The sequence below is a fragment of the Micropruina sp. genome (genome assembly GCF_047606665.1).
Lineage (GTDB): Bacteria > Actinomycetota > Actinomycetes > Propionibacteriales > Propionibacteriaceae > Micropruina.
Window position 1 is genome coordinate 1 of the sequence record NZ_JASGEF010000027.1, and the last position, 26825, is coordinate 26825.

28 protein-coding genes and 1 tRNA gene are annotated in these 26825 nt (G+C 67.9%); 25 read left to right on the forward strand and 4 right to left on the reverse strand.

Going from position 1 to position 26825, the window contains the following annotated elements; all coding sequences use genetic code 11:
• Window positions 1-104 precede the first annotated feature (104 nt).
• From QM619_RS06020 to rplL, 11 genes are all read left to right on the forward strand, one after another.
• Window positions 105-533, forward strand: coding sequence for a MaoC family dehydratase N-terminal domain-containing protein (locus tag QM619_RS06020; protein ID WP_415105391.1), 429 nt, complete (start codon window positions 105-107; stop codon window positions 531-533).
• Window positions 530-937 carry a MaoC/PaaZ C-terminal domain-containing protein gene (locus QM619_RS06025; RefSeq protein ID WP_415105394.1) on the forward strand — a complete coding sequence of 136 codons (408 nt, stop codon included), beginning with the start codon at window positions 530-532 and terminating at the stop codon, window positions 935-937. Before QM619_RS06020 ends, QM619_RS06025 begins: the two co-directional genes overlap by 4 nt.
• The gene (locus QM619_RS06030) at window positions 930-2006 is read left to right on the forward strand and encodes a UDP-N-acetylmuramate dehydrogenase (protein WP_415105396.1); all 1077 of its coding nucleotides are present in this window, start codon (window positions 930-932) and stop codon (window positions 2004-2006) included. Before QM619_RS06025 ends, QM619_RS06030 begins: the two co-directional genes overlap by 8 nt.
• Window positions 2007-2048: 42 nt before the next feature.
• A complete protein-coding gene (locus QM619_RS06035) occupies window positions 2049-3248 on the forward strand; it encodes an aromatic amino acid transaminase (RefSeq protein ID WP_415105399.1) in 1200 nt (399 codons plus the stop codon).
• 164 nt (window positions 3249-3412) lie between these two features.
• Window positions 3413-3485: transfer RNA gene (locus QM619_RS06040), tRNA-Trp, on the forward strand.
• Between the two features lie 30 nt (window positions 3486-3515).
• A complete protein-coding gene (secE, locus tag QM619_RS06045; RefSeq protein ID WP_415105402.1) occupies window positions 3516-3893 on the forward strand; it encodes a preprotein translocase subunit SecE in 378 nt (125 codons plus the stop codon).
• Between the two features lie 30 nt (window positions 3894-3923).
• Window positions 3924-4715, forward strand: coding sequence for a transcription termination/antitermination protein NusG (gene nusG / locus QM619_RS06050; RefSeq protein ID WP_415105405.1), 792 nt, complete (start codon window positions 3924-3926; stop codon window positions 4713-4715).
• A gap of 39 nt (window positions 4716-4754) precedes the next feature.
• Complete coding sequence (gene rplK, locus QM619_RS06055; RefSeq protein ID WP_415105408.1) at window positions 4755-5186, forward strand: 50S ribosomal protein L11; 432 nt, start codon at window positions 4755-4757, stop codon at window positions 5184-5186.
• A gap of 89 nt (window positions 5187-5275) precedes the next feature.
• The gene (gene rplA, locus QM619_RS06060) at window positions 5276-5977 is read left to right on the forward strand and encodes a 50S ribosomal protein L1 (RefSeq protein WP_415105411.1); all 702 of its coding nucleotides are present in this window, start codon (window positions 5276-5278) and stop codon (window positions 5975-5977) included.
• A gap of 295 nt (window positions 5978-6272) precedes the next feature.
• Window positions 6273-6860 (forward strand): 50S ribosomal protein L10, encoded by a 588-nt coding sequence (gene rplJ, locus QM619_RS06065; protein ID WP_415105413.1) that lies wholly within the window; start codon window positions 6273-6275, stop codon window positions 6858-6860.
• A gap of 18 nt (window positions 6861-6878) precedes the next feature.
• Window positions 6879-7274, forward strand: a complete 396-nt coding sequence (gene rplL / locus QM619_RS06070; protein ID WP_415105416.1) for a 50S ribosomal protein L7/L12 — start codon at window positions 6879-6881, stop codon at window positions 7272-7274.
• A gap of 221 nt (window positions 7275-7495) precedes the next feature.
• Here the strand turns inward: rplL and QM619_RS06075 are convergent, their stop codons facing one another.
• Window positions 7496-7642, reverse strand: a complete 147-nt coding sequence (locus QM619_RS06075; protein WP_415105418.1) for a hypothetical protein — start codon at window positions 7640-7642, stop codon at window positions 7496-7498.
• A gap of 64 nt (window positions 7643-7706) precedes the next feature.
• Between QM619_RS06075 and QM619_RS06080 the strand changes: the two genes are divergently transcribed.
• From QM619_RS06080 to QM619_RS06115, 8 genes are all read left to right on the forward strand, one after another.
• Entirely contained in the window at window positions 7707-9044 is a 1338-nt protein-coding gene (locus QM619_RS06080) for a helix-turn-helix domain-containing protein (protein WP_415105421.1), read from the forward strand.
• Window positions 9045-9515: 471 nt separating this feature from the next.
• Window positions 9516-12989 (forward strand): DNA-directed RNA polymerase subunit beta, encoded by a 3474-nt coding sequence (rpoB, locus tag QM619_RS06085; protein WP_415105424.1) that lies wholly within the window; start codon window positions 9516-9518, stop codon window positions 12987-12989.
• A 58-nt stretch (window positions 12990-13047) separates the two neighbouring features.
• Window positions 13048-16932, forward strand: coding sequence for a DNA-directed RNA polymerase subunit beta' (locus QM619_RS06090; protein ID WP_415105426.1), 3885 nt, complete (start codon window positions 13048-13050; stop codon window positions 16930-16932).
• A 188-nt stretch (window positions 16933-17120) separates the two neighbouring features.
• Window positions 17121-17606: a ribose 5-phosphate isomerase B gene (gene rpiB, locus QM619_RS06095; RefSeq protein WP_415105429.1), complete on the forward strand. Its 486-nt coding sequence runs from the start codon at window positions 17121-17123 to the stop codon at window positions 17604-17606.
• Between the two features lie 122 nt (window positions 17607-17728).
• Window positions 17729-18130 (forward strand): TOBE domain-containing protein, encoded by a 402-nt coding sequence (locus tag QM619_RS06100; protein ID WP_415105432.1) that lies wholly within the window; start codon window positions 17729-17731, stop codon window positions 18128-18130.
• Window positions 18127-18879, forward strand: coding sequence for a molybdate ABC transporter substrate-binding protein (modA, locus tag QM619_RS06105; protein ID WP_415105434.1), 753 nt, complete (start codon window positions 18127-18129; stop codon window positions 18877-18879). The genes QM619_RS06100 and modA overlap by 4 nt, the downstream gene beginning before the upstream one ends.
• Complete coding sequence (locus QM619_RS06110; protein ID WP_415105437.1) at window positions 18876-19658, forward strand: ABC transporter permease; 783 nt, start codon at window positions 18876-18878, stop codon at window positions 19656-19658. The genes modA and QM619_RS06110 overlap by 4 nt, the downstream gene beginning before the upstream one ends.
• Window positions 19655-20713 carry a sulfate/molybdate ABC transporter ATP-binding protein gene (locus QM619_RS06115; RefSeq protein ID WP_415105439.1) on the forward strand — a complete coding sequence of 353 codons (1059 nt, stop codon included), beginning with the start codon at window positions 19655-19657 and terminating at the stop codon, window positions 20711-20713. The genes QM619_RS06110 and QM619_RS06115 overlap by 4 nt, the downstream gene beginning before the upstream one ends.
• On the opposite strand, the gene QM619_RS06120 is transcribed toward QM619_RS06115, so the two are convergent.
• Both QM619_RS06120 and QM619_RS06125 read right to left on the reverse strand, forming a co-directional pair.
• Complete coding sequence (locus QM619_RS06120; protein ID WP_415105442.1) at window positions 20701-21045, reverse strand: type II toxin-antitoxin system PemK/MazF family toxin; 345 nt, start codon at window positions 21043-21045, stop codon at window positions 20701-20703. The genes QM619_RS06115 and QM619_RS06120 overlap by 13 nt on opposite strands.
• A complete protein-coding gene (locus QM619_RS06125) occupies window positions 21045-21287 on the reverse strand; it encodes a hypothetical protein (RefSeq protein WP_415105445.1) in 243 nt (80 codons plus the stop codon). The genes QM619_RS06120 and QM619_RS06125 overlap by 1 nt, the downstream gene beginning before the upstream one ends.
• Before the next feature lie 113 nt (window positions 21288-21400).
• Between QM619_RS06125 and QM619_RS06130 the strand changes: the two genes are divergently transcribed.
• Window positions 21401-22129: a response regulator gene (locus QM619_RS06130; protein WP_415105447.1), complete on the forward strand. Its 729-nt coding sequence runs from the start codon at window positions 21401-21403 to the stop codon at window positions 22127-22129.
• Here the strand turns inward: QM619_RS06130 and QM619_RS06135 are convergent.
• Window positions 22113-23228 (reverse strand): sensor histidine kinase, encoded by a 1116-nt coding sequence (locus tag QM619_RS06135; protein ID WP_415105450.1) that lies wholly within the window; start codon window positions 23226-23228, stop codon window positions 22113-22115. The genes QM619_RS06130 and QM619_RS06135 overlap by 17 nt on opposite strands.
• 169 nt (window positions 23229-23397) lie before the next feature.
• On the opposite strand from QM619_RS06135, the gene QM619_RS06140 reads away from it, so the two are divergent.
• From QM619_RS06140 to QM619_RS06160, 5 genes are all read left to right on the forward strand, one after another.
• Window positions 23398-23541 (forward strand): hypothetical protein, encoded by a 144-nt coding sequence (locus QM619_RS06140; protein WP_415105453.1) that lies wholly within the window; start codon window positions 23398-23400, stop codon window positions 23539-23541.
• Between the two features lie 191 nt (window positions 23542-23732).
• Window positions 23733-24110, forward strand: a complete 378-nt coding sequence (locus QM619_RS06145) for a hypothetical protein (RefSeq protein ID WP_415105455.1) — start codon at window positions 23733-23735, stop codon at window positions 24108-24110.
• A gap of 178 nt (window positions 24111-24288) precedes the next feature.
• The gene (locus QM619_RS06150) at window positions 24289-24963 is read left to right on the forward strand and encodes a hypothetical protein (RefSeq protein WP_415105458.1); all 675 of its coding nucleotides are present in this window, start codon (window positions 24289-24291) and stop codon (window positions 24961-24963) included.
• The gene (locus QM619_RS06155; RefSeq protein ID WP_415105461.1) at window positions 24953-26074 is read left to right on the forward strand and encodes a hypothetical protein; all 1122 of its coding nucleotides are present in this window, start codon (window positions 24953-24955) and stop codon (window positions 26072-26074) included. The genes QM619_RS06150 and QM619_RS06155 overlap by 11 nt, the downstream gene beginning before the upstream one ends.
• A complete protein-coding gene (locus QM619_RS06160; RefSeq protein WP_415105464.1) occupies window positions 26071-26790 on the forward strand; it encodes an ABC transporter ATP-binding protein in 720 nt (239 codons plus the stop codon). Before QM619_RS06155 ends, QM619_RS06160 begins: the two co-directional genes overlap by 4 nt.
• Window positions 26791-26825 lie beyond the last annotated feature (35 nt).

The following is a 26825-nucleotide window of genomic DNA, read 5'->3' on the forward strand; positions in this document are numbered from 1 at the left end:
AGGGCCGCCCGCACTCGCGGGCGGCCCTCTTCGCGTGCGCCTGGCGTTGCCGGATGCCGAACCGCGGCGGGATCTGGCGGCGGCGCACGCATTACCCTGTGGCCATGATCAGCGACATCCATGTCGGACGCACCTACCCACCGACCGCGCCCTACCTGGTGAGCGCCGCCAAGATCGCCGAGTTCGCGACGGCGCTCGGTGACGCGGACAATCCCGCCTACGCCGGTCCGGACGCCGTCGCCCCGCCCACCTTCGCAGCGGTGTTGTCCTCGGCCGCCTGGGGCGCCATGTTCGACGATCCCGAGTTGGAGCTGTCGCTGAGCAGCACCGTGCACACCGACCAGCGGTTCAGCTGGCGGCGTCCGCTGCGGGTCGGGGACGCGGTGACCGCCACCCTGACTATCGACCGGGTCCGGGCCCGCGGAACCAGCGCCTTCATCGCGATCACGGTCGCCCTGGACGCCGACGGCGAGCGGGTCTGCGACGCCGCGTCCACCCTGCTGCACAGCTGGCCGCAGGAGAAGGTGGCATGAACGACATCGAGGTCGGCACCGTCCTGCCCAGCATCACCGCCACCTTCACCCGCCAGACCTTGGTCCGCTACGCGGGTGCCTCCACCGATTTCAACCCGATCCACTACTCCGATCGGGCGGCCGAAGCGCTCGGCCTGCCCGGCGTGATCGCCCACGGCATGCTGACCATGGGCACCGCGCTGCGAGTGGTCACCGACTGGTGCGGCGACCCCGGCCGGGTGCTCAGCTACTACGTCCGGTTCGTGAAATCGGTCACCGTCGACGACACCGCGGAAGGCTCGACGGTCACCTTCGGTGGCACCGTCACCAAGGTTGAGGACGGCGTCGCCACCGTCACCATCGAAGCGCTGTTCAACGGCACCAAAGTGCTCGGCGGCGCGAAGGCGGAGGTGCGCGTTGACTGATCTGCTCGCCGGCAGCACGACCCGGCTGGCCGACCACACCACGCTCCGGGTCGGCGGACCGGCCCGCCGCTGGATCGAGGCCACCACCGAGGACGAGCTGGTCGCCGCCGTCCAAGCCGCGGACGCGGCCGGCGAGCCGCTGCTGATCCTCGGCGGCGGCTCCAACGTGCTGGTCGGCGACGACGGCTTCGACGGCACCGTGGTGCACGTCGCCACCAAGGGCATCGAACTGGCCGGCGGCTCCTGCACCATCGACGAGCCCGGCGCCGCGATGTGCGGCGGAGCCGTCATCGAAGTCGCCGCCGGCGAGAACTGGGACGACTTCGTCGCCCACGCCATCGCCCAGGAGTGGCGGGGAATCGAGGCGCTCTCCGGCATTCCCGGCAGCGTCGGCGCCACCCCGATCCAGAACGTCGGCGCCTACGGCCAAGAGGTCGCCGACTGCCTCTGGTCGGTGCGCACCTGGGACCGCCGGACCAACAGCTTCCGCACCTTCGCCGTCGGCGACTGCGGCTTCGGCTACCGGACGTCGCGGTTCAAGGCCGAGCCCGGCCGCTACGTCGTGTTGAGTGTCGCCTTCCAGTTCCGCCAGGGCACCTTGTCCGCGCCGATCCGGTTCGGCGAACTCTCCCGCCGGCTCGATCTGGACGCCCGCGGCCGGGCCCCGATGACCGACGTCCGGGAGGCCGTGCTGGAACTGCGCCGCGGCAAGGGCATGGTGCTGGACGCGGCCGATCATGACACCTGGAGCGCCGGCTCGTTCTTCACCAACCCGATCCTGGACGCCGAGGCGGCCGCCACCCTGCCCGAAGGCGCCCCGCGGTTCCCGCAGCCCGACGGACGGGTCAAGACCAGCGCCGCCTGGCTGATCGAGGCCGCCGGCTTCCACAAGGGCTTCGGCACTCCGCCGGCCACCCTGTCGACCAAGCACACCCTGGCCATCACCAACCGCGGCGGGGCCGGCAGCGACGACCTGCTCGCCCTGGCCCGCCGGGTCCGCGACGGCGTCCGGGATGCCTTCGGCGTCACCCTGGTCCCCGAACCTGTCTTGGTGGGCGCGGCCCTGTAGGTTGTGCGCGACCAGCGCTGACGCACCGATAAACTCGCCCCCATGTCCCTCTTCAGCGCAGTTCCGCTTGCCCCGCGCGACCCGATCCTGGGCCTCACCGAGGCTTTCGTCGCCGATACCAATCCGAACAAGGTCAACCTCGGCGTCGGCGTCTATCAGGACGCCACCGGCAAGCTGCCGCTGCTGGAATGCGTCCGGCGGGCCGAGCAGCGTCTGGCCGAGGACCCGAAGCCCCGCGGCTACCTGCCGATCGACGGGCTCCCCGGCTACACCAAGGCGGTCCGCGAACTGGTCTTCGGCGCCGACTCCCCGGCGGTCGCCGCCGGACGCGTGGTCACCGTCCAGGCCCTGGGCGGCACCGGCGCGCTGAAGATCGGTGCCGACTTCCTGCGCCGCTTCGATCCGGACGCCAAGGTACTGATCTCCGACCCGTCCTGGGAGAACCACGAGGCCCTGTTCAGCCGGGCCGGTTTCACCGTCGAGACGTACCGCTACTACGACGCCGACGCCAAGGGGGTCGACGTCGAGGGCATGCTCGCCGACCTGGCCGCCGCGCCGTCCGGAACCGTCGTGGTGCTGCACGCCTGCTGCCACAATCCGACCGGCTACGACCTCACCCCGCAGCAGTGGGAGCGGGTGATCGAGACGGTGACCGCCGCCGGCCTGGTGCCCTTCCTCGACATGGCCTACCAGGGCTTCTCCGAGTCGCTGGACGCCGACGGCGCCGTCGTCCGCCGGTTCGCCGAGACCGGCCTGCCGGTGCTGGTCTCCACCTCGTTCTCCAAGAGCCTCAGCCTGTACGGCGAGCGGGTCGGGGCGCTGTCGGTGGTCTGCGCGGACGCCGAGGAGGCGGCCCGGCTGCTCTCCCAGGACAAGATCGTGATCCGGACCAACTTCTCCAACCCGCCCACCCACGGCGCGCAGCTGGCCGCGACCGTGCTCGCCGACCCGGAACTGCGGGCGCTCTGGGTCGACGAGTTGGCCGCCATGCGCGACCGGATCAAGGCGATGCGGCTGCGGCTGGTCGCCGGCCTGGAAGCCGCCGGCATCACCGACATGGGCTTCATCGCCACTCAGGTCGGCATGTTCAGCTACTCCGGCCTGACCAAGGACCAGATGGTCGCGCTGCGGGAGCGGCGCGGCGTCTACGGCACCGACAAGGGCCGGATCTGCGTCGCGGCGCTCAACGACGGCAACGTCGACCACGTCTGCGCGGCCATCGCCGACGTCCGACGGGCCTGACCCACGCGGAGTAGCGGGCTCGGTTCGACGCGCCCCGGCAAGCCCGCTAGAATCCTTGTCTTGGTGGCCTCACCTCAGATGGCCCATGCCCCACAACGCTCACCAGGCGTACGGGCGCGGGGCTCACGAGGCGCCGGGCGCGATTTGAGGCCGGGCCACCACGAAGGGCAATAGCTCAATTGGCAGAGCAGCGGTCTCCAAAACCGCAGGTTGGGGGTTCAAGTCCCTCTTGCCCTGCTGGGACACCTCGAGTGCGAAGGATGATGTGTGGCGGACAAGGAAAATGCCGAGAGCGACAACGGCGTTCCGGCTGCCCACGATCCGGCACGCGAGGTAGCGCGGGCGGTCGCGAGCAGTCGTCCGGTTCGCAAGTCGGCACCGGACGCCGCCGAAGGCAAAGACGGCAAGAAAGACCACGCCACCCCGAAGCAGCGTGCGGCCGGCACCGCCCGGACGAAGAAGCGCACCACCCCGGCGTCCTTCGTCCGCGAGTCGGCCGGCGAACTGCGCAAGGTGGTCTGGCCGACGGCGACCCAGCTACGGCAGTACTTCGTCGTGGTGCTGGTCTTCGTTCTGCTGGTGATCCTCTACGTGAGCGCCCTGGACCTGCTGTTCGGCTGGGGTCTGCTGCAGATCTTCGGCTGAGCCCCGAGAAGTCAACGAGAGAAGCAATCTGTGTCTGATACGCATGCCACCAATGAGTCCGATTTCGAGATCGACCTCGGGCCGGCCGATGCTGCCGCGCCATCGGACGACTTCGAGGTGGACCTGGGCGTCGACTCCAACGACGAGCCCGACGACGGTGTCTCGATCGACCTGAGCGAACCCGAGGAGCCGGCCGACGACGAGGCCGATGCCAGCGACGAGGCGGTGCTCGACGCGCTGCGCGAGCAGCTGCGCGGCCAGGTCGGCGACTGGTACGTGATCCATACCTATTCGGGCATGGAGAATCGGGTGAAGCAGAACCTCGATTCCCGAGTGAAGACGCTCGGCATGGAGGAGTACATCTTCGAGACCGTGGTGCCCACCGAAGAGGTCGTCGAGACCCGCAGCGGCACCCGCAAGACCGTCACCCGGACGGTGCTGCCGGGCTATGTGCTGGTCCGCATGGAGTTGACCGACGCGTCCTGGGCCGCGGTGCGGCACACCCCGTCGGTGACCGGCTTCGTCGCGCACGCCAACGCCCCGGTGCCGCTGTCGCTGGACGAGGTGCACAAGATGCTGGCGCCGGCGGCGCTGGCCAAGGCCGCCGCGGCGGCGTCCGGGCCGAAGAAGCGTGCCCGCAAGGTCGAGGTCGCAGACTTCAAGGTCGGCGACTCCGTCATGGTCGTCAACGGCCCCTTCTCCGGGGTGCACGCGACGATCACCGAGATCAACGCGAACAGCCAGCGGCTCAAGGCCCTGGTGGAGATCCTGGGTCGGGAGACCCCGGTCGACCTGACGTTCAACCAGATCGCCAAGGTCTAGTTCGCGAACCCGAAACACAACGAGTTAAGGACCCAACACATGCCTCCCAAGAAGAAGGTAGCGGCCATCGTCAAGGTCGCCCTGAACGCGGGTGCGGCGACCCCGGCTCCGCCGGTCGGCACCGCGCTCGGCCCGCACGGCGTCAACATCATGGAGTTCTGCAAGCGCTACAACGCTGAGACCGAACCCATGCGCGGCAACGTGATCCCGGTCGAGATCACCATCTACGAAGACCGCACGTTCACGTTCGTCACCAAGACCCCGCCGGCCGCCGAGTTGATCAAGAAGGCCGCCGGTGTCAAGAGCGGCTCGGCCCGTCCACATCAGGACAAGGTCGGCAGCATCACCGCCGCACAGGTGCGCGAGATCGCCAGCACCAAGCTGCCCGACCTCAACGCCAACGACATCGAGGCCGCCGCCAAGATCGTCGAGGGCACCGCCCGCTCCATGGGCATCACGATCGACGGCTGAGACCGTCCCCACACCCCGCGGCAGGACGACGTCCGGACCGCACCTGGCAGATCGGCCACACGAGGCCGACATCACAAGGAGACCAGAACATGAAGCGCAGCAAGGCTTACCGGGCCGCCGCGGACAACCGCGACGCGAACCAGGTGTACACCCCGGAGGAGGCCCTGGCGATCGTCAAGTCCAACGCCAGCGCCAAATTCGACGAGACGGTCGAGGTCGCTATGCGGCTCGGCGTCGATCCGCGGAAGGCGGACCAGATGGTCCGCGGCACCGTGAACCTTCCCAACGGCACCGGCAAGACGGCAAGGGTCCTCGTCTTCGCCACCGGTGAGAAGGCTGCGGACGCCATCGCTGCCGGCGCCGACGAGGTCGGCTCCGACGACCTGATCGAGAAGATCACCGGCGGCTACTTCGACTTCGACGCCGTCGTCGCCACCCCGGACATGATGGGCAAGGTCGGACGCATCGGCCGCGTCCTCGGCCCGCGCGGTCTGATGCCGAACCCGAAGACCGGCACCGTCACCATGGACGTCGCCAAGGCCGTCACCGACATCAAGGGCGGCAAGATCGAGTTCCGGGTCGACCGGCACGGCAACCTGTGCTTCATCGTCGGCAAGGCCTCCTTCAGCCCCGAGCAGCTGAGCCAGAACTACTTCGCCGCCCTGGACGAGGTGCTGCGGCTCAAGCCGTCGGCGTCCAAGGGCCGCTACCTGAAGAAGGTCACGGTGTCCTCCACGATGAGCCCCGGCGTCGGCGTCGACCCGACCCGGGTCAAGCCCGCCGAGGCCTGAGCGGCAGCCGGCTGACCACCGATCCACAACCACCGGCAACGGCCCGGCGTCCCACCCGGACGCCGGGCCGTTCCGGTCCGCGAGGCATGGGCGACGGCGATTTGGCCGGGTTGGACGCCGTGTCATAGACTGAGCGGAGCCGAAGACCGCTGGTGGCACCACTCGGTGCCCTAAGGATCAACGATCGCCCGCGCAGGTACTCCTGAACAGCTCGTCAATGAGTTCGCCCCGGGTAGCCCTGCGCGCCGGGGTTTTTCCATGTCCGAGGCAATCAACGGAAGTGGGAAGGAGACTCATGGCGAGGGCCGACAAGGCCGCAGCCGTTGCGGAGCTGAAGGACAGCTTCACCAACGCGGCTGCCGCTGTACTGACCGAGTACCGCGGTCTCACCGTGAAGAACCTGCAGGAGTTGCGCAGGTCCTTGGGTGAGGACGCTACCTATGCCGTTGCGAAGAACACGCTGACCACGATCGCCGCCCGCGAGGCGGGCATCGATGGCCTGGAGGCTCAGCTCTCCGGCCCGACGGCGATCGCATTCATCTCCGGTGACGTCGCAGCCGTCGCCAAGGGGCTGCGTGACTTCGCGAAGGCGAACCCGCATCTGGTCATCAAGGGTGGCGTCATGGACGGTCGTGTCCTGGACGCCGACGGGGTCAAGAAGCTGGCCGATCTGGAGTCTCGCGAGGTCCTGCTCGCGAAGCTGGCCGGTGCCATGAACGGCAATCTGGCGAAGGCCGCTGGCCTGTTCGCCGCCCCGCTCAGCCAGGCCGCTCGCGTCCTGGCCGCCCTCACCGAGCAGAAGCAGGCCGGGGACGCCCCGGCAACCGATGCAGCACCCGCTGCGGAGGCCACCGAAGACGCGGCTGACGCTGCATCGAATTAGAACGAAAGGAACACCATCATGGGGAAGAAGATCACGACTGAAGATCTCATGGAGGCCTTCAAGGAGATGACCCTGCTCGAGCTCTCCGAGTTCGTGAAGGAGTTCGAGGAGACCTTCGGCGTCACCGCCGCGGCTCCGGTTGCCGCCGTCGCCGCCGCTCCGGCAGGCGCTGGCCCCGAGATCGTCGAGGCCGAGGAGGAGAGCTCCGAGGTCGACGTCATCCTCGAGTCCATCGGCGACAAGAAGATCCAGGTCATCAAGGTCGTCCGCGCGCTCACCGGTCTGGGCCTGAAGGAGGCCAAGGACCTGGTCGAGTCCGCTCCGAAGCCGGTCCAGGAGAAGGTCGCCCGCGACGCGGCGGCCAAGGCCAAGGAGGCCCTGGAAGAGGCTGGCGCCTCGGTCACCATCAAGTGATCTGAGTCATTCGCACCGATCGGCGGCGGAACCCGAAGGGGTTTCGCCGCCGATTCGCTTTCCGGACGTCCGGACGCACAACAGCGGTGTGGTGCGGTGAGTGGTCTGGTGGGTCACAGCCCAGGACGCCGGTGCGGGCTGAAGCACCAGTAGTCGGCGGCGGAACTCGAGGTTCCGCCGCCGATCTGCCTGCGGGGGTAGGTGTGGCTGGCTTGGGTGGCTCAGAGATACCCGATGCGCGCGCTTACGGGCCAGTCGTCGTATCCGCCGCGCCATGCCTGATTGGACGCGTGGGAGGCGACCGGCACGGTGGAGATGGCGAGCAGCGCCGCGACGGCCACGAGGGCCTTGCGGATCGACTTGTTCATCGTGGTCCCCCGGAAGGATTGGCGAGGATGCTGTTGACAAAAAGGCTATCTGCACTTGACGGATATGTCAACTAGTGGTCAGATTGGGTGGGAAGTCCGGAGGAGGTGCGTTTTGACCACTTCGCTGACCCGGGACGGGTTTGGCGCTCGGCTTCGTGCTACGCGTAAGCGGCTCGGTATGTCGCAGGCAGAGCTTGGTGGAGATCGCTACACAGGAAGCTACATCTCCCACCTGGAGAGCGGACGCCGCGCGGCCTCGCACGATGTCGTCGAGTTTCTCGCCATGCGCTTGGGGGTGACCGCCGACGAGCTCGGCATGGAGCCTTCGCTGCCCGAGCCGATTGACAATCTTGACAACACGCAGGCACTGGAGCACCTGCTGGTGGCCGAACGGGCCTGGTACGACCGTGACTGGGCGACTGCCGGCAAGCTGGCGACCCGCGCGGCGGCGTCCGCGCTGAGTGCGGGGCAACCCGAACGGCACTGGCAGGCGCTCTACGTGCGGGCGCAGGCGGCGCTCGCCGAGGGCGACTTCGCCGATGCGATCCACTTCGCCGAACGGCTGGCCGACCACCAGGTGGCCGCCACCTCGCCGACATTGCGGGCTCAGGCGTTGTCCTTGTCGGCCACCGCGCACCGGGTCGGCGACGAACTGCCGATGGCGCTGGTGCACGCCGGCCAGGCGGTCGAGCTAGCCCGCGAAGCCCCGCCGATCGTGCTGGCCGACGCGCTGATGTGCCTGATCAGCGCCGCATTGGAGGCCGGACGGCCGACTGCCGCGACCGACGCGCTGTGCACCCGGCTGGAAGACGTGCTGCCGCACGTCGAGTCGGCGCACGTCCGCGGAGTGGTCTACTGGGCGCTGGGCACCGCGGCGTTCAAGTCGGGAAACGTGCCGAAGGGCCTGGAACTGCACGATCTGGCCATGGAGTTGCTCAGTCCCCGGCGCGACCTGCGGATGTGGCTGCGGCTGAACCGCTCCGCTGCCAACTGCCGTCTGGACGCCGGCCTCACCGACGGCGTCCGGGAGATGCTGGAAGTCGCACGGGGTGGGCTCAGCTTGATCGGCACGGCCTTCGACATGTTCGAGTTGCGCCTCGCCGAGGCCAAGCTGACGCTGCTCGAGGGCCATCCGCAGAAGGCCGCCGGCATGGTCGAGGACCTGCTGGCCGATCCGGCCGTCCGCCCCGCGGTAATCAGCAACGGCAAGGGCGAAGAGCTGTTGGCCGAGATCGAACTCGACCTCGGACGCCCTGACCGGGCACGCGCGGCCTTCATCCGGGCGGCCGGGCTCTACGGCAAGCAGGAGCAGTTCCGCCGGGCCAGCCAGTGCTGGCAGCGCGCGGCGGAACTGGAGAACGTGACTGTCCAGAATGCGAGCGGCCTTGCGGCCGCGACTTGACAACCCTGTCAAGTCGATGGTTACCTAGTTTCTGTCGGCGACACGACCCCCCCGAAAGTGTCGTTGATGGGCACTGCTGATCGGTGCTCGCCTTGTGAGTTTCCTCCCGTTGCCCGAGGCGAGCACCGATTCGGTGTCTCCGGACGCGATTCGGCCGGTCGAACCACTTCACTTCATGATGCTGCCGGACCATCACCCCACCGGTTGGCGCGGTCAGGTCGAGAGCGGCGAGAGCCTCCGGCCAGCCGGCTGCAGCGACGAGGCAACGCGCCGATCCGAATCCCCACCTACCTGGGCCGCGACCGGGCTACGGTGGCCCGCGGCCGGGCGACGACCGTGACTTGGCAGCGGGCGTCCGATGGACTATAGTGTTTGTTTGCCCATCGCTCACCTACGACCCGTGACTTGACGCGGGCCGTTCTGCGTGCAAAGAACCGGCTTGACGCCGGGTTTCTTGGAAGGACCATCACCTTGGCCGTCTCGCGCTCCGCGTCGAAGAACACCAATGTCGTCTCCGCCTCCGGGAGGATCTCGTTCGCGAAGATCGCCGAACCCCTCGAAGTCCCGAACCTGCTCGACCTGCAGATCGAGTCCTTCGACTGGCTGGTCGGCAATGAGACTTGGCGGAATCGGGTAGCCGCTGCCCTCGCCGAGGGTCGCACCGACGTCAACACCAAGTCGGGCCTGGAGGAGATCTTCGAGGAGATCTCGCCGATCGAAGACCTGTCGCAGACCATGTCGCTGTCCTTCCGCGACAACCGCTTCGAAGACCCCAAGCACTCCGTCGAAGAGTGCAAGGACCGCGACGTCACCTACGCGGCGCCGCTGTTCGTCACCGCCGAGTTCATGAACAACGACACCGGCGAGATCAAGAGCCAGACCGTCTTCATGGGTGACTTCCCGCTGATGACCGACAAGGGCACCTTCATCATCAACGGCACCGAGCGCGTCGTGGTGTCGCAGCTGGTCCGCTCCCCGGGCGTCTACTTCGAGCAGACCCCGGACAAGACGTCCGACAAGGACATCTTCACCTGCAAGATGATCCCGAGCCGCGGCGCCTGGCTGGAGTTCGAGGTCGACAAGCGCGACATGGTCGGCGTCCGCCTCGACCGCAAGCGCAAGCAGAACGTGACCGTGCTGCTCAAGGCCCTGGGCTGGACCAACGAGCAGATCCTGGACGAGTTCGGCGAGTACGAGTCGATCCGGCTCACCCTGGAGAAGGACCACACCGCCAACACCGACGAGGCGCTGCTCGACATCTACCGCAAGCTGCGTCCGGGCGAGCCGCCGACCCGCGAGGCCGCGCAGGCGATGTTGGAGAACTACTACTTCAACCCCAAGCGCTACGACCTGGCCAAGGTCGGCCGGTACAAGATCAACAAGAAGCTTGGCCTCACCGAGCCGTTCGACAAGCAGGTGCTGACCGTCGACGACATCGTCGCGGCGATCCGCTACGTTGTCGCACTGCACGAGGGACGCGAGCAGCTCGGCGATCTGATCGTCGAGACCGACGACATCGACCACTTCGGCAACCGCCGGCTGCGCACCGTCGGCGAGCTGATCCAGAACCAGCTCCGGATCGGCCTCGGACGCCTCGAGCGCACCGTCCGTGACCGGATGACCACACAGGACATCGAGGCGATCACGCCGCAGACCCTGATCAACATCCGTCCGGTGTCGGCGGCGCTGAAGGAGTTCTTCGGCACCTCGCAGCTGTCCCAGTTCATGGACCAGACCAACCCGGTCGCCGGCCTGACCCACAAGCGCCGGCTCTCCGCGCTGGGCCCGGGCGGTCTGTCCCGCGATCGCGCCGGCATGGAGGTCCGCGACGTCCACCACAGCCACTACGGCCGGATGTGCCCGATCGAGACCCCCGAGGGTCCGAACATCGGCCTGATCGGCTCGCTGGCGTCGTTCGCCCGGGTGAACGCCTTCGGCTTCATCGAGACCCCGTACCGCAAGGTGATCGACGGCCGGGTGACCGACCAGATCGACTACCTGACCGCCGACGAGGAAGACCGCTACGTCATCGCGCAGGCGAACGCCGCGCTGGACGCCGACGGCAACTTCTCCGAGGACCGGGTGCTGGTCCGGGCCAAGCACGGCGACGCCGACGAGGTCGCGCCGGCCGACGTCCAGTACATGGACGTCTCGCCGCGCCAGATGGTGTCGGTGGCCACCGCGCTGATCCCGTTCCTGGAGCACGACGACGCGTCCCGAGCCCTGATGGGCGCCAACATGCAGCGCCAGGCGGTGCCGCTGATCCGCAACGAAGCGCCGTTCGTCGGCACCGGCATGGAGTACCGCGGGGCGGTCGACGCCGGCGACGTGACGGTGGCCGAGAAGGCCGGCGTGGTGACCTCGGTCAGCGCCGACATCATCGACGTGGCCAACGACGACGGCAGCTACCGCAGCTACCGGCTGTCGAAGTTCACCCGGTCGAACCAGGCCACCTGCATCAACCAGCGTCCGCTGGTCACCGAGGGCGACCGGGTCGAGATCGGCAGCCCGCTGGCCGACGGCGCCTGCACCGACAACGGCGAGATGGCGCTGGGCCGCAACCTGCTGGTCGCGTTCATGCCCTGGGAGGGCCACAACTACGAGGACGCGATCATCCTGAGCCAGCGGCTGGTGCAGGACGACGTGCTCACCTCGATCCACATCGAAGAGCACGAGATCGACGCCCGCGACACCAAGCTGGGCGCCGAGGAGATTACCCGCGACATACCGAACATCGGCGATGACATGCTGGCCAATCTCGACGAGCGCGGCATCATCCGGATCGGCGCCGAGGTCGGCACCGGCGACATCCTGGTCGGCAAGGTCACCCCGAAGGGCGAGACCGAGCTCACGCCGGAGGAGCGGCTGCTGCGCGCCATCTTCGGCGAGAAGGCCCGCGAGGTCCGCGACACCTCGATGAAGGTGCCGCACGGCGAGACCGGCACGGTGATCGGCGTGCGGGTGTTCGACCGCGAAGAGGGTGACGAGCTGCCCCCCGGCGTCAACCAGCTGGTCCGGGTCTACGTGGCCCAGAAGCGGAAGATCTCCGACGGCGACAAGCTGGCCGGACGGCACGGCAACAAGGGCGTGATCTCCAAGATCCTGCCGGTCGAGGACATGCCGTTCCTGGAGGACGGCACCCCGGTCGACATCGTGCTCAACCCGCTCGGCGTCCCGTCCCGGATGAACGTCGGCCAGGTGCTGGAGACGCATCTGGGCTGGGTCGCCAAGACCGGCTGGGACATCGCCGACGTGGACGAGCCGTGGGCGAACCGCCTCAAGGAGGTCGGGCTGGGCCGGGTCGAGGGCGATGCCCGGTTGGCCACCCCGGTGTTCGACGGTGCCAACGAGTACGAGATCGCCGGTCTGCTAGAGCACGGTCTGCCACAGCGCGACGGGATGCAGTTGGTCGACGCCGGCGGCAAGGCCCAGCTGTTCGACGGCAGGTCCGGCGAGCCGTACCCCGAGCGGGTCGGCGTCGGCTACATCTACATGCTGAAGCTGCACCACCTGGTCGACGACAAGATCCATGCCCGCTCGACCGGCCCGTACTCGATGATCACCCAGCAGCCGCTGGGCGGCAAGGCGCAGTTCGGCGGTCAGCGGTTCGGTGAGATGGAGGTGTGGGCACTGGAGGCCTACGGCGCCGCCTGGGCGCTGCAGGAGCTGCTCACCATCAAGTCCGACGACGTGCCGGGCCGGGTCAAGGTCTACGAGGCGATCGTCAAGGGCGAGAACATTCCCGAGCCGGGCATTCCCGAGTCGTTCAAGGTTCTGGTCAAGGAGATGAAGTCGCTCTGCCTGAACGTCGAGGTGTTGTCCTCCGACGGCCAGGTGGTCGAGCTTCGTGATTCCGAGGACGACTTCCGCTCCGCCGAGGAGTTCGGAATCGACCTGTCCCGCCGTCCGGGTGCCGATTCGTTCGCCGCCCTCGACGAGGTCTGAGTTCACGCTCAGTCGCAACCAACTCAGATCAGTTTTCGAAAGAAGAGAGAAAACACACGTGCTTGACGTCAACTTCTACGACGAACTGCGCATCGGTCTGGCCACCGCGGACCAGATCCGCGAGTGGAGCCACGGCGAGGTCAAGAAGCCCGAGACGATCAACTACCGCACCCTCAAGCCAGAGCGTGACGGCTTGTTCTGCGAGAAGATCTTCGGCCCCACCCGCGACTGGGAATGCTACTGCGGCAAGTACAAGCGGGTCCGGTTCAAGGGCATCATCTGTGAGCGCTGCGGCGTCGAGGTGACCCGCTCCAACGTCCGCCGGGAGCGGATGGGGCACATCGAACTGGCCGCCCCGGTGACCCACATCTGGTACTTCAAGGGCGTCCCGAGCCGGCTGGGCTACCTGCTCGACATCGCCCCGAAAGACCTGGAGAAGGTCATCTACTTCGCCGCGTACATGATCACCGCGGTGGACGTCGACGCCCGGCACCGCGACCAGCAGTCGCTGGAGGCCAAGGTCGAGGTCGAGCGCAAGCAGCTGGAGCAGCGTCGCGACAACGACGTGAACACCCGGCTGGCCAAGCTCGAGGAAGACCTGGCGCAGCTGGAGGCCGAGGGTGCCCGCGCCGACATCAAGAAGAAGGTCCGCGACGGCGCCGAGCGCGAGCTGAAGGCCGTCCGCGACCGGGCGCAGCGCGAGATCGACCGGCTGGACGCGGTCTGGAACCGGTTCAAGAATCTCAAGGTGCAAGACCTCGAGGGCGACGAGATCCTCTACCGCGAGATGAAGACCCGCTTCGGCAAGTACTTCGAGGGCTACATGGGGGCCGAGGCGATCAAGAACCGCCTGGCCACCTTCGACCTGCAGGCCGAGTCCGAGTCGCTGCGCGAGACCATCGCCACCGGCCGGGGACAGCGCAAGACCCGTGCCCTGAAGCGGCTCAAGGTCGTCTCGGCGTTCCTGAACACCGTCAACAGCCCCTCGGGCATGGTGCTGGACGCTGTCCCGGTCATTCCGCCGGACCTGCGTCCGATGGTGCAGCTGGACGGCGGCCGGTTCGCAACGTCCGACCTCAACGACCTGTACCGCCGGGTGATCAACCGGAACAACCGGTTGAAGCGACTGCTCGACCTGGGTGCGCCCGAGATCATCGTGAACAACGAAAAGCGGATGCTGCAAGAGGCCGTCGACTCGCTGTTCGACAACGGACGCCGTGGCCGTCCGGTGACCGGGCCGGGCAACCGTCCGCTGAAGTCCATCTCGGACATGCTGAAGGGCAAGCAGGGCCGGTTCCGGCAGAACCTGCTGGGCAAGCGCGTCGACTACTCGGGCCGTTCGGTCATCGTTGTCGGCCCGCAGCTGAAGCTGCACCAGTGCGGCCTGCCCAAGGCGATGGCCTTGGAGCTGTTCAAGCCGTTCGTGATGAAGCGTTTGGACGACCTGAACCTGGCGCAGAACATCAAGAGCGCCAAGCGGATGGTCGACCGGCAGCGTCCGGTGGTGTGGGACGTGCTCGAAGAGGTCATCTCCGAGCACCCTGTGCTGCTCAACCGTGCGCCGACCCTGCACCGCCTCGGCATCCAGGCCTTCGAGCCGCAGCTGATCGAGGGCAAGGCGATCCAGATCCACCCGCTGGTCTGCACCGCCTTCAACGCCGACTTCGACGGCGACCAGATGGCCGTGCACCTGCCGCTGTCCGCGGAGGCGCAGGCCGAGGCCCGCATCCTGATGCTGTCCACCAACAACATCCTGAAGCCGGCCGACGGGCGTCCCGTCACCATGCCGACCCAGGACATGGTGATCGGCCACTACTTCCTGACCATGGAGCAGCCGGACGCCATCGGCACCGGCCGGGTGTTCGGTTCGGTGGCCGAGGCGATCATGGCCTTCGACCGCAACGAGCTGGCGATCGGCGCCCCGTGCAGCATCCGGTTCCGCGACATCGTGCCCCCCGAGGGCATCGAGGCGCGGGCCGACGGCAGCCTGCTGCTGACCACCACGCTGGGCCGGGCGCTGTTCAACGAGGCGCTGCCGAGTGACTACGCGTTCGTGAACGTCGAGGTCGGCAAGAAGAAGCTGGGCCAGATCGTCAACGACCTGGCCGAGCGCTACCCGAAGATCGAGGTGGCGGCGACCCTGGACCGGTTGAAGGACCTGGGCTTCCGCTGGGCCACCCGATCCGGCGTCACGGTGTCCATCTCGGACGTCCAGACCCCGCCGAACAAGCCGGAGATCCTGGCCTCCTACGACGCCAAGGCGTCCAAGATCACCAAGCAGTACGAGCGTGGCAAGGTGACCGAGGAAGAGCGGCACCAGGAGCTGATCCAGCTGTGGACCGACGCCACCGCGGAACTCACCGCGGCGATGGAGGCCAACTTCACCCGGGACAACCCGATCTTCATGATGGTGCACTCCGGCGCGCGAGGGAATATGACCCAGATGCGTCAGATCGCCGCCATGCGGGGCCTGGTGGCCAACCCGAAGGGCGAGATCATCGCCCGGCCGATCAAGTCCAACTTCCGTGAGGGCCTGTCCGTGCTGGAGTACTTCATCTCCACCCACGGCGGCCGGAAGGGCCAGGCGGACACCGCGCTGCGGACCGCCGACTCCGGGTACCTGACCCGGCGGCTGGTCGACGTCTCCCAGGACGTCATCATCCGCGAGGAGGACTGTGGCACCGAGCGCGGGCTGACCAAGGTGATCTCCGCCGAGGGCCGCAACGGCAAGGCCGTGGCCGCCCGCAACGTGGAGACCGCGGTCTACGCCCGCACGCTGGCGTCCGACGTCACCAACGCCGACGGCAAGGTGCTGCTGCAGGCCGGGGTCGACCTGGGCGACGTGAACATCCGCAAGCTGATCAAGCACGGTGTCACCGAAGTCAAGGTGCGCTCCGTGCTGACCTGTGAGGCGGCGACCGGCACCTGCGCGATGTGCTACGGCCGTTCGCTGGCCACCGGCAAGCTGGTCGATGTCGGCGAGGCGGTCGGTATCGTCGCGGCGCAGTCGATCGGTGAACCCGGCACCCAGCTGACCATGCGTACCTTCCACACCGGTGGTGTGGCCGGTGACGACATCACCCAGGGTCTGCCGCGTGTGCAGGAGCTGTTCGAGGCCCGGACGCCCAAGGGCAAGGCGCCGGTCGCTGAGGCCTCCGGCGTGGTCCGGATCGGCGAGACCGGCCACGGCGGTCGCAAGCTCACCATCGTCCGCGACGACGGCGAGCCCGACATCGAGCACCTGGTGCCCCGGCGGGCCCGCCTCGACTGGGAGGACGGCGATGGCGAGCGGCACAGCGTTGTCGACGGGCTGCATGTCGCGGCGGGTCAGCAGCTGTGGGCGGGCATCCGGGATCCGCAGGACATCCTTCGGGTCAACGGTCTGCGTCGCGTCCAGGAGTACCTGGTGGACGAGGTCCAGGCCGTTTACCGGACGCAGGGCGCGCCGATCCACGACAAGCACATCGAGATCATCATCCGGCAGATGCTGCGCCGGATTACGGTGATCGAGTCGGGTGACACCTCGATGCTGCCCGGTGAGCTCGTCGACCGGAACATGTTCGAGACCCAGAACCGCCAGATGGTCACCGAGGGCCGGATGCCGGCCCAAGGGCGTCCGGTGCTGATGGGCATCACCAAGGCGTCGCTGGCCACCGAGTCGTGGCTGTCGGCGGCGTCCTTCCAGGAGACCACCAAGGTGCTCACCGACGCGGCGATCCACGCCAAGTCGGACAGCCTGGTCGGCCTGAAGGAGAACGTCATCCTGGGCAAGCTGATCCCGGCCGGCACCGGCCTGGAGCGGTACCGCAACATCCGGGTCGAGCCGACCGCGGAAGCGCGGGCCGCCGCCTACGAGCTCAGCTACGACCCGTACGACTATGACATCGCCAGCACCGGCATGTCGGTGTCGCTGGACGAGTTCGACATCGGCGACCTGCGCTGAGCGATCGCTGACAAACGGCCCCGGGGATTCCCGGGGCCGTTTCGCGTTGTCAGCCCGCCCTAACCCCCTCCCTAACTACTTCTGCCCTGCCACATGCGGGAGGGTCGAAGTAGTTAGGGAGGGCCCTGCGGTGGTGGGAGGTGGACGGGGGCCTGTGGCCGTCTCCACCGGCGTCCTAAGGTGGCCTCATGAAGATCGTTGCGCACAGCGACCACGCCGGGGTGGCGCTCCGCCAAGAGATGGTCGAGCAGGCTCGTGAACTCGGCCACGAGGTGGACGACCTGGGTCCGGCCGAAGGTGAGAAGGTTGACTACCCGTATGCCGGCGCGGTGGTCGGGCACAAGGTGGCCGCCGGCGAGTACGACCTTGGCATCCTGGTCTGCGGCACCGGCGTCGGCATCTCGATGGCGGCCAACAAGGTGGCCGGCGCGCGGGCCGTGGTCTGCTCTGAGCCCTACACAGCCCGGCTCTCCCGGCAGCACAACGCGTCCAATATCGTCGCGGTCGGTGAGCGGGTGGTCGGTCCGGGCGAGGCCCGGATGATCGTTGAGGCCTTCCTCACTACCGAGCCGGCAGGCGGACGCCACGCGCAGCGGGTCGAGATGCTGAAGGCGCTGGACACAGACATCAGCCTCGAGGACCTGCGGCAGATGGGTCCCGCCTGCGCCGGCTGAACAGCCCCGATCGACCGCCGGACGGCTCGTGCGACACAGTCGTGTGACGGTCGCCGCACGCGCGATCGACAACCCTGTCATTCTCCTGAAAATGCCGTGTCTACGGTGCTATCGTCCTGCCCGTGACGCAATTACGGATCTCTGAGGCAGCCGCGCTGCTCGGTGTCAGCGACGACACGGTTCGTCGCTGGGCCGACCAGGGCAGGCTCAGCCTGTCCCAGGATGCATCGGGACGCCAGGTCGTCGCCGGTGCGCAATTGGCCTCGCTGGCCCAGGAGGTGGCCGGCAACACCGACGCGCTCGATCCGGCCGCCGGTCATCGCTCGGCGCGCAACCACTTCACCGGCCTGGTCACCAAGGTTACTTCGGACGCCGTGATGTCACAGGTCGAGTTGCAGTGTGGCCCGTTCCGCGTCGTGTCGCTGATTTCCACCGAGGCCGTCCGGGAACTCGGGCTCGAGGTGGGATCTCTGGCCACCGCCGTGGTCAAGGCGACGAATGTGACCGTGGAGGCGTTTCGATGAGAAGACTGGTGGGGCTGTGCCTGGCCCTGGTGCTCGGCCTGGCGGTCAGCGGTTGTGGCAGCGCTCCGGCGTCGAGCGAGAAGACCGTGCAGGTGTTCGCGGCCGCTTCGCTGACCAAGGTGTTCACCGACCTGGGAGCGGCGTTCGAGAAATCCCACCCCGGCACCAAGGTGGTGTTCACCTTCGACGGCTCCTCGGGCCTGGTCGACCAGTTGAAGGGCGGCGCCAAGGCCGACGTCTTCGCCTCCGCCGACGAGAAGAACATGAACAACGCGGTTGCGGCCAAGCTGACCAGCGGTGAGCAGACGATCTTCGCCCGCAACGAGCTGACCCTGGTCGTCCCGCCGAGCAACCCCGGCAAGATCACCGGGCTGAACGACTCGCTGAAGGGCAAGAAGCTGGTGGTGTGTGCGCCCGAGGTGCCGTGCGGCAGCGCCACCAACACGCTGGCGCAGAAGCTCGACGTGACCTTGAAGCCGGTCTCCCAGGAGAGCAAGGTGACCGACGTCCTCGGCAAGGTGACCTCGGGTGAGGCGGACGCCGGCATCGTCTACGTGACCGACGCCAAGGGTGCCGGCGACAAGGTCGAGACGATCGCCATCGAGGGCTCCGAGCAGGTGGTGAACAACTACCCGATCTCGGTGCTGGCCAGCGCGCCGCAGCCCGCCCTGGCCGCAGAGTTCGTGACCCTGGTCACCGCGCAGACCGGCAAGGACGCCCTCAGCGCGGCGGGCTTCGTCACGCCGTGACCCGCACGGTGCCCCGCTGGATCGGGGCACTCGCCGTCGTGGGCGGCCTGCTGATGGCCGTCCCGCTGCTCGGACTGCTGGTGCGGGTGCCATGGTTGCGGGTGCCGGGCCTGCTGGCCAGCCGCGCGGCCCTGGACGCCCTCGGCCTGAGCCTGCGGACCTGCCTGGCCAGCACCGCGCTGTGCCTGGTGCTCGGGCTGCCGGTGGCGTTGGTGCTGTCCCGGCTGCGGGGGCGTTGGGTGGCGGTGGGCCGGGTGATCGCGACGGTGCCGATGGTGCTGCCGCCGGTGGTCGCCGGCCTGGCCCTGCTGGTCACCCTCGGACGCCGCGGCCTGGTCGGCCAGGTGCTCAGCATGGGCGGCATCGAGATCGGCTTCACCACGATGGCTGTGGTGGTCTCGCAGACCTTCGTCGCGATGCCGTTCCTGGTGGTGGCCGTCGAGGGTGCGCTGCGCAGCATCGATTCGGACGCCGAACTGATGGCCGCAACCCTCGGCGCCGGACCGTCCCGGGTGCTCTGGCAGGTGACGGTGCCGGCGCTGCGGCCCGCGATCGTCTCCGGCGCCAGCCTCGCCGCCGCCCGCGCGCTGGGCGAGTTCGGGGCCACCATCACCTTCGCCGGCTCGCTGCAGGGCACCACCCGCACCCTGCCGTTGGAGATCTATCTGCAGCGCGAGGTCGACACCGACACCTCGCTGGCGCTGGCCGCGGTGCTGATCGCGCTGGCCACCGTCCTGGTGCTGGCCACCACTCCGTTCGGCAGGAGGGCACCAGCATGACCGGGATGGAGGTGGACGTCGACCTGCCGGCGCGCGGCGTCCGGGTGGCGCTGAGCGTGGCGCCGGGGGAGACCTGCGCGCTGATCGGGCCCAACGGCGCCGGGAAGTCGTCGGTGCTGGAGTCGGTGATCGGGGTGCTCACCCCGGCCGCGGGACAGATCCGGCTCAGCGGACGGCTGCTCGCCGGCGCCGGCGTCCAGGTGCCGGTGCATCGCCGCCGGGTCGGTTGGCTGGCCCAGCGTCCGCTGCTGTTCGAGCACCTCAGCGTCCGTGACAACGTGGCGTTCGGCCTGGTCGCGGCCGGACGTCCGCGCGCCCAGGCCAGGGCGCGAGCCCTCGACGAGTTGGACCTGGTGGGAGCCCGCGAGCTGGCCGGACGGCGTCCGAGCCAGCTCTCCGGAGGTCAGGCGCAACGGGTGGCGATCGCCCGGGCGTTGGCCGCCGAACCGGACGCCCTGCTGCTCGACGAGCCGCTGGCGGCGATCGACGTCCAGGGCGCGGCCGAGATCCGGCAGGTGCTGGCCGAGCGGCTGCGGACGCTGCGACTGCCGGTGCTGCTGGTCACCCACGACCTGATCGACCTGTGGCGGCTTGCCGACCGGGTGCTGGTGCTCTCCGATGGACGCATCGTCGAGTCCGGCGCGGTGGCGGACGTTCTGGGTCGGCCCCGCAACCAGTTCCTGGCCCACCTCGGCGGGCGCAATCTGATCGCCGGTGTCGCACTGGAGCAGGACGCCCTGCAGGTCGGCGACCTGGTCGTGCACGGGGTCAGCGACACGCCGCTGACCAGGGGAGACGATACGCTGGCGCTACTCGATCCGGCGGCCATCGCCGTCCATCTCGGACGTCCCGAAGGCAGTCCGCGCAACGTCTGGCCGGCGGTGGTCACCGGGGTCGAACCACGGGGGGACGCCGCCCGGCTCAACTGCCGGGCCGAAGGGCATCCACTGGCGGTCGATCTGACTCTCGCCGCGGTAGCCGAACTCGGGCTGACCCCCGGCCTGGCCGTGTGGCTTTCGGTGAAGGCCAGCCAAGTGCTGCTCTACCCCCGCTGACCCGATATCGGCGTCAGGGCAGATCCAAGTCGAGATCGAACGCTTCGACGATGGGCGCGGGCCAGTTCGGCTTCCTGGTCGGCGTGCAGCGTCCCGATCTGCTGGCGGAGGTGGGCCTTGTCGATGGTCGCCAGGTTGTCGCAGTTCACCACCGACTCGTGATCGAGACCGTTGCGGGGCCCCACCAGGACCTCGCTGACCAGGCCTCGGACACGGGAGGTGATCGGCGCGACGGTGACGAACCTGCGATGCTCCCGGACGGCGTCACGGGTCAGCACTAGCACCGGCCTGACCTTGTCGTGCGGAAGATCGGCGAGATGGATCGCATGCATCAGTCGAGTTCCGACCAGGCGGCGCCGGCGTGCTCCTCGGCAGCCTGCTGCCATTGCGCCGACTCGGCGTCTTCTCCGTCGGCGGCGTAGATCGCCGCGTCCGCCTCGGCCCGGCGCCTGCGCGCCTCGCGTCGGAGCACCCGGGTGATGACCGCCGGACGGCTGATGTCGGACGCCGCCGCCTCCTGATCGAGGAAGGCAGCCGCGTCGTCGGCGATCCGGACGGTGATCTGGACAGTCATACCGCAATCATACCGTGATGGTATGGAGCCGGGCCCGAGACCGTCAGCGGAGGTGATGCGCTAGGAAGCCGTCTGTACCATGAGTGCGGCGTTGTGCAAGGGGGATGGTCATTGTGTCGTGGCGGGTGCTGCTGGCCGAGGACCACGCTCGGATCCGCCGCTTGCTGACCGACATCATCGACGCCGATCCGTCCTTCGACGTGGTCGGTCACGCGGTGGACGGCGCTCAGGCCGCCACCGAGTGCGAACGGCTCCGTCCCGATCTGGTCCTGATGGACGTGGTGATGCGCCCCGTGAACGGCGTCGACGGCACCCGGCTGATCATGCGACGAGTACCCGGCACGAAGGTACTCGCACTGACGTCGTACGCACAGTCGGAGTGGCTGGTCGAGATGCTCCGAGCCGGCGCCTGCGGGTATCTCGCGAAAGAGTCCACACCCGAGGAACTCGTCAAAGCGATGACCGCTGTCGTCACCGGGTCCGAGGACTACGCGTTCTCACCCGCGATCGTCAGCGTGATCGGACGCCATCTGTCGGCCCCCGCCCCAGGACCGCCTGCACCCCCGGCTCCCGGCCCACTCGGCGGGGTCTTGACCGATCGCGAACTCGAGCTTGTCAGCTGGCTTGCCGGGGGCCTGAGCAACCGCCTGATCGGCCAGCGGATGAGGCTCACCGAGGCTTCGGTGAAGACCGCATTGAGCCGAATCATGAAGAAGTTGGACGTTGCCGATCGGGTTCAGGTCGTGATCAGGTGTCACAAACTGGGCCTCGTGCACCTCAGCCTCGCACGCGATACCGAACCGCCGCATGCCGGGCGAGAACGAACTACGACGACGAGCTGAGCGGCAGAGTTGCGGTGACTTCCCATCGAGTTCCGCGTGGGCCGACCGCGAGCTTGCCGGAGATCAGGGTCACCCGCTCGGCGAGGCTGGCCAGGCCGATTCCCGACATCGCATCCGGTTGAGCCGGGCGAGTCCCTACCGCTCCGATGTCGTTGCTCACGACGATCTGCAATGTCGTGGCATCGGACTGCGCCATGACGTCGCAGACGGCGTGGGCTGGCGCATGTCGGATCACATTGGCCACGGCTTCTTGGAGGATTCGCTGCGCGGTGACCTGCGTCAGCGAAGGAATCGTGGCGTCGGGGGTGGCGGGGAGATCGACCCGTTCGTTGACGACGAAGCCATGGCGGCGAAGCATCGTGGTCAGCCGGCCGGTCTCGGTAGCCAGGTCGGCAGCGGGCGTCGACCTCCAGTCGTGGGTCGAGACGACCCCGTGGGTGCCGTCGGCAGATGGTGACAACAGGCCGAGCAGCACCCGTAGCTCACCCTGTGCGATCCGTGCGCTCGCACCGACGGACGCCACTGTCGCGCGCAGTGCCTCTGGGTCGTTCACGGTCGCGACGTGGGACGACTCCAGCGAGATCAGGGTCAACTCGCTGGCGACCGCGTCGTGCAACTCGGTGGCGAGTTGACGCTGCAGCTGCTCGCGCCGGCGGACCTCCTCCCGTAGCGCCTGCTCCGCGGCCTCGCGGGCGGCCGCGTCCCTCGCCCGCGCCGCCCGTGCCCGTCGGAGCAGGATGCCGACCGCGACGGCGACCAACTGAAGCAGCGTCGTCGTCCAGAGAAACAACCCCGAGGTGTCGCGTATCGTGCCTATGGCCAGCCAGGCAACAGTCACCGCCAGGTGGGTCGTGAGCCACCACCGGCGCCCCCAGACGATCAGCGTGAGCGTGACCAGCGGCAATCCGAACGCCGCGACGATGTTCAAGTGGGTTGCCGGAGCAAGCGTCATCACCATCCAGACCAGGACGGTGCTCCACGCCGGACGGATCGCCGCTAGCGACAAGGACGCGGTTGACAACACCAGCTGGCAGGTCAACAGAGCCGGCTGGGCCTTGGGCAGGTGAGATATTTCAGGCTGTATCCAGATCAGCCGCATGTCATTGAGGAGGCTAGCTGTCCAGAATGTGGACCATAGAAGGACGAACCACAGTGGAACTCCCCATGGGCCGACCTTTCGGTCGAAGCTCGCCTGCACGTCATAAGGCTAGCTGCAGAGCCAGGGCATAATCACGCAGTACCAGTCCGGGTCGCTGTGATCACTAGCCATGACCTTGTATCCGTTGCCCAGCGCGGCCGCAAGCGTCAACGCCAATACCCCTGCCACGACCCGTCTGCTGACCGATTCCATCTGTTCCTCCTTCGTCGAATTCTGGCACCGCCAGCGGAACGGCGAACCGGAAGAAGAGTAGAGCTCGCGTGGGAGCGGCGTCGCGCCGAGTTTGCGATTGACGACTTTAGTAAGCAGTGGGATGCAGGGGGTGGCGTGCGAGCTGGCGGGTCCGCTAGCTTCCGCAGCATGCGGCGTGACGGTACGCCGCAGGGACGGACTGGTCACCGGCTTCAGTCGGGCCGACCGTCCAGACAGTAGGAAGGATCTCCCATGAGACGACGGAAGTTCTCGTTCGTCGCGGTTGCGGCTCTCACGTTGGTGTTGCCGATCGTCGGCCCCGCCACCCAGTCCCAGGCTGCCAGCTGCGACTTCGGAATCAAGTGGACCTCGACGAGCCTCTCGAATTCCGAGAAGTTTGCCGCAAACGCAGGATGCAAGGGGGTGTGGGCGCACTACACCGCGACCTACACCGACTATATTCGAGGCTGGTACTACAGGGATGGATCCTGGAAGAAGAGTTCGTACGGATGGCAAGTGGTCTTCTGGTCTGGGGACTTGACTCCCAAGATCGTCGGCGACACCACAACCGGGCGCAACAGCAAGGGCCAATCGGCGACTTTTAACCAGGATGTGGTCTACGAATTCTAGTCCGTCGATGACTGCGAATTCGATGGAGCGACGCTCGCCGCGGAGGTGGAGGCCCGAAGGAGTGCGGGGAGCGGGAACAGCCAGGCTACGTCGCCGTCTGGTGGTGGGGCTTACGCTGGTGGTGATTTCCGAAGCCCTGGTTGGATGTGTAAGCGGGCCTCCAGTGCCGGATCCAACCGTGAGTGCGGGCGTTGATCCGCAGGTGATGCAGGACGTGATCGAGGCCACCTTCACGGTTCCCGGTCGGGGTGTTATCCGTGGCCTGCGGGTGACCGAGTTCGCCCGGCAGAACGGTATCCAGAAGTGTGGGGGAAAGGCGGGGCCCAGCGATTCGACTGCCAATCGACCGGACCAGAGCATGTTCCCCGATCTAGAGTTGATCCGTGAACGCGGGTTCGCCGAGAATGGATCGAGTTTGGAAGAAGACAAGCAACTCCAGGAATTGCCAAGGGACTGCAATCTTCTGCCTGACGTTCCGCGAGCCGAGGACTGGCACAATTTGAGCGCCTCGTGGGCGCGTGAGGTCGCTTCACCGGCGTTGGCAGACGCGAGCCTGTCGTCTTTGAAGGGCCCGATGGCTCAGTGTCTGACCGACCGGGTCGGGAAGGAGATTGACCCGGTCGATCCCGCGTCCAGTTTCCTGCGTACTGCCGACGTCACCATGTTGAGCACGGACGATTGGGAGACGGGTGGCGAGGCGCGGTATGCGGCGGCCTACGCCGACTGTGGAAAGGACTACTTCGCCAAATATGGTGAATTGCTGCTGGCGAAGCGTCCGGCTCAAGTGGAGCGGAACCGGGAGCTGCTGAACGAGTTCGCCGCAGGCCTGGTGAAGGCCGGCTATGTCCCGTAGCGGAAAAGGCTGGGTGGCGCTGAGTGGGCGGTTTGCCTGGGTGGTCGCTGGTGTGGCGCTGGCCTCGGTTGTGTGGCTGGTCGGGGTGCTCGCGTTCTCGCTGTCCCCCGAGCAGGCCGCGCAGCGGCGGGCCGCGCCAGAACTGCCGCCGCGGACGGTCGTGGTTCGAGAAGTCGCGTTGCGCCAGGTGGCCTGGTTCCCCTGCGTCCGGCGCGGGGTCACCGTGAACGTCGTCGTGCCGCAGGTGCCCAAGGGCTCGCGATCGGTGGTGACCGGTTTGCCTATGACCAGCTCCGCGGTACGCACCGGAACTGAGTTGGCACGGGTCGCCGCGGTGCCGCTGATCGCGGTCGTCACCGATGCCGTGTTCTACCGCGATCTGCGCGTCGGTGATCGTGGTGCCGACGTCCGTGGCTTCGAGCGGGCGCTGAAGCGGGCCGGCATCATCGCCACCGCCGACGGGGTGCTCGATGCCGCGACGGTCCGAGCCTGGCGCCGGCTCGACTCGACCAGCCCAGTGGACCGGATCAGGCTGCGCACCTTGGTGGCGGTGCCGTCCGGGGCCACCTTGGGGGCGAGAAAGGCCGAGGTGGGCGAGGTGGTCAAGCCCGGAACGGTGCTGCTCGAGGTCACCGCCGGCGCGGAGCAGTTCCGTTGCATGGTGCCCAACGCCGGGTCCGAGGTGACCCCGGCGAACACCACCTTCATGGTGGCCCGTGCGCCGGTGAAGGTGGCCTCGGTGATCGTCCGGCCGCGGACTGCCGACGAATCCGGATACGTGCTGGTCACGCCGAAGGAGCCGGTCAAAGAGAACCAGGCGCAACTCGGGGTGCAATCCGGGGGCAGTGACAAGCCGGTGCTCGCCGTTCCGGTGAGTGCCGTCCGGGTGGACGCCGGGGGACGTCCGATGGTCGTGATCGTCGCAGGACAGACTCAGCGAGAAGTGCCGGTCACCGTGGGGACCACCGCCCAGGGCCTGGTCGCGATCACCGGCGACGGGATCGGAGTCGGTGTCCAGGTGCGGCTTTTCGACCCCTCCGACCAACCCACCCCCTCCCCGGGCGCTACCGGGGCGCCGAGCCCGCAGCAGTCCCAGCCGAGCCCGCGGTGAGCAGGCACACGGGGCCGGTCGGCGACGACGCCGCAGGGTCGAGAGCCGGCGGAGGGGCGCTGATCGAACTGCGTCAGGTCGGATTCGCGGTGACGTCGCCGGTGCCGACCCGGATCCTGCACCCACTCGATCTGGACATCGCCGCCGGTACCGCCGTCGCGATCATCGGGCCCTCCGGTGCGGGCAAGACCACGCTGGCTTCGCTGATCGGGGCACTCCAGCAGCCGTCGGAGGGTTCTTATCGCTATGCGGGATGGGAGATGACCGGCCGGAACCTCGGTGAGTTGGCCTCGTTCCGCTCGCGGAGACTTGGTTTCGTCTTCCAGAACTCGCATCTGATCGATGAGCGGAGCGCGCTGGCCAATGTCGACCTGGGTATCACCGACCCGCGGGTTCCGGGGACGGACCGTCGACGCCGGTGCTGGGAGGCGCTCGACACCGTCGGACTCGCCGAGGTCGCCGAGCGGAAGGCGGCTCACCTCTCCGGCGGCGAACGGCACCGAGTGGCGGTCGCTCGTGCGCTGGTCAAACAGCCTGAGGTGGTCATCGCCGACGAACCGACCGCCGCCCTCGATCAGGCCACCGGCCAGTCGATTCTCGATCTACTCTCCGGGCTGACCGACGGCGGCACCACCCTGATCGTGGTCACCCACGATGCGCGTGCGGCCGGCATGGCCGATCAGGTGGTGTCGGTCGTGGACGGACGGCTGACGTGAGCCCCACCGAGTCCGATCGGGGCGGTCGGCGAGGC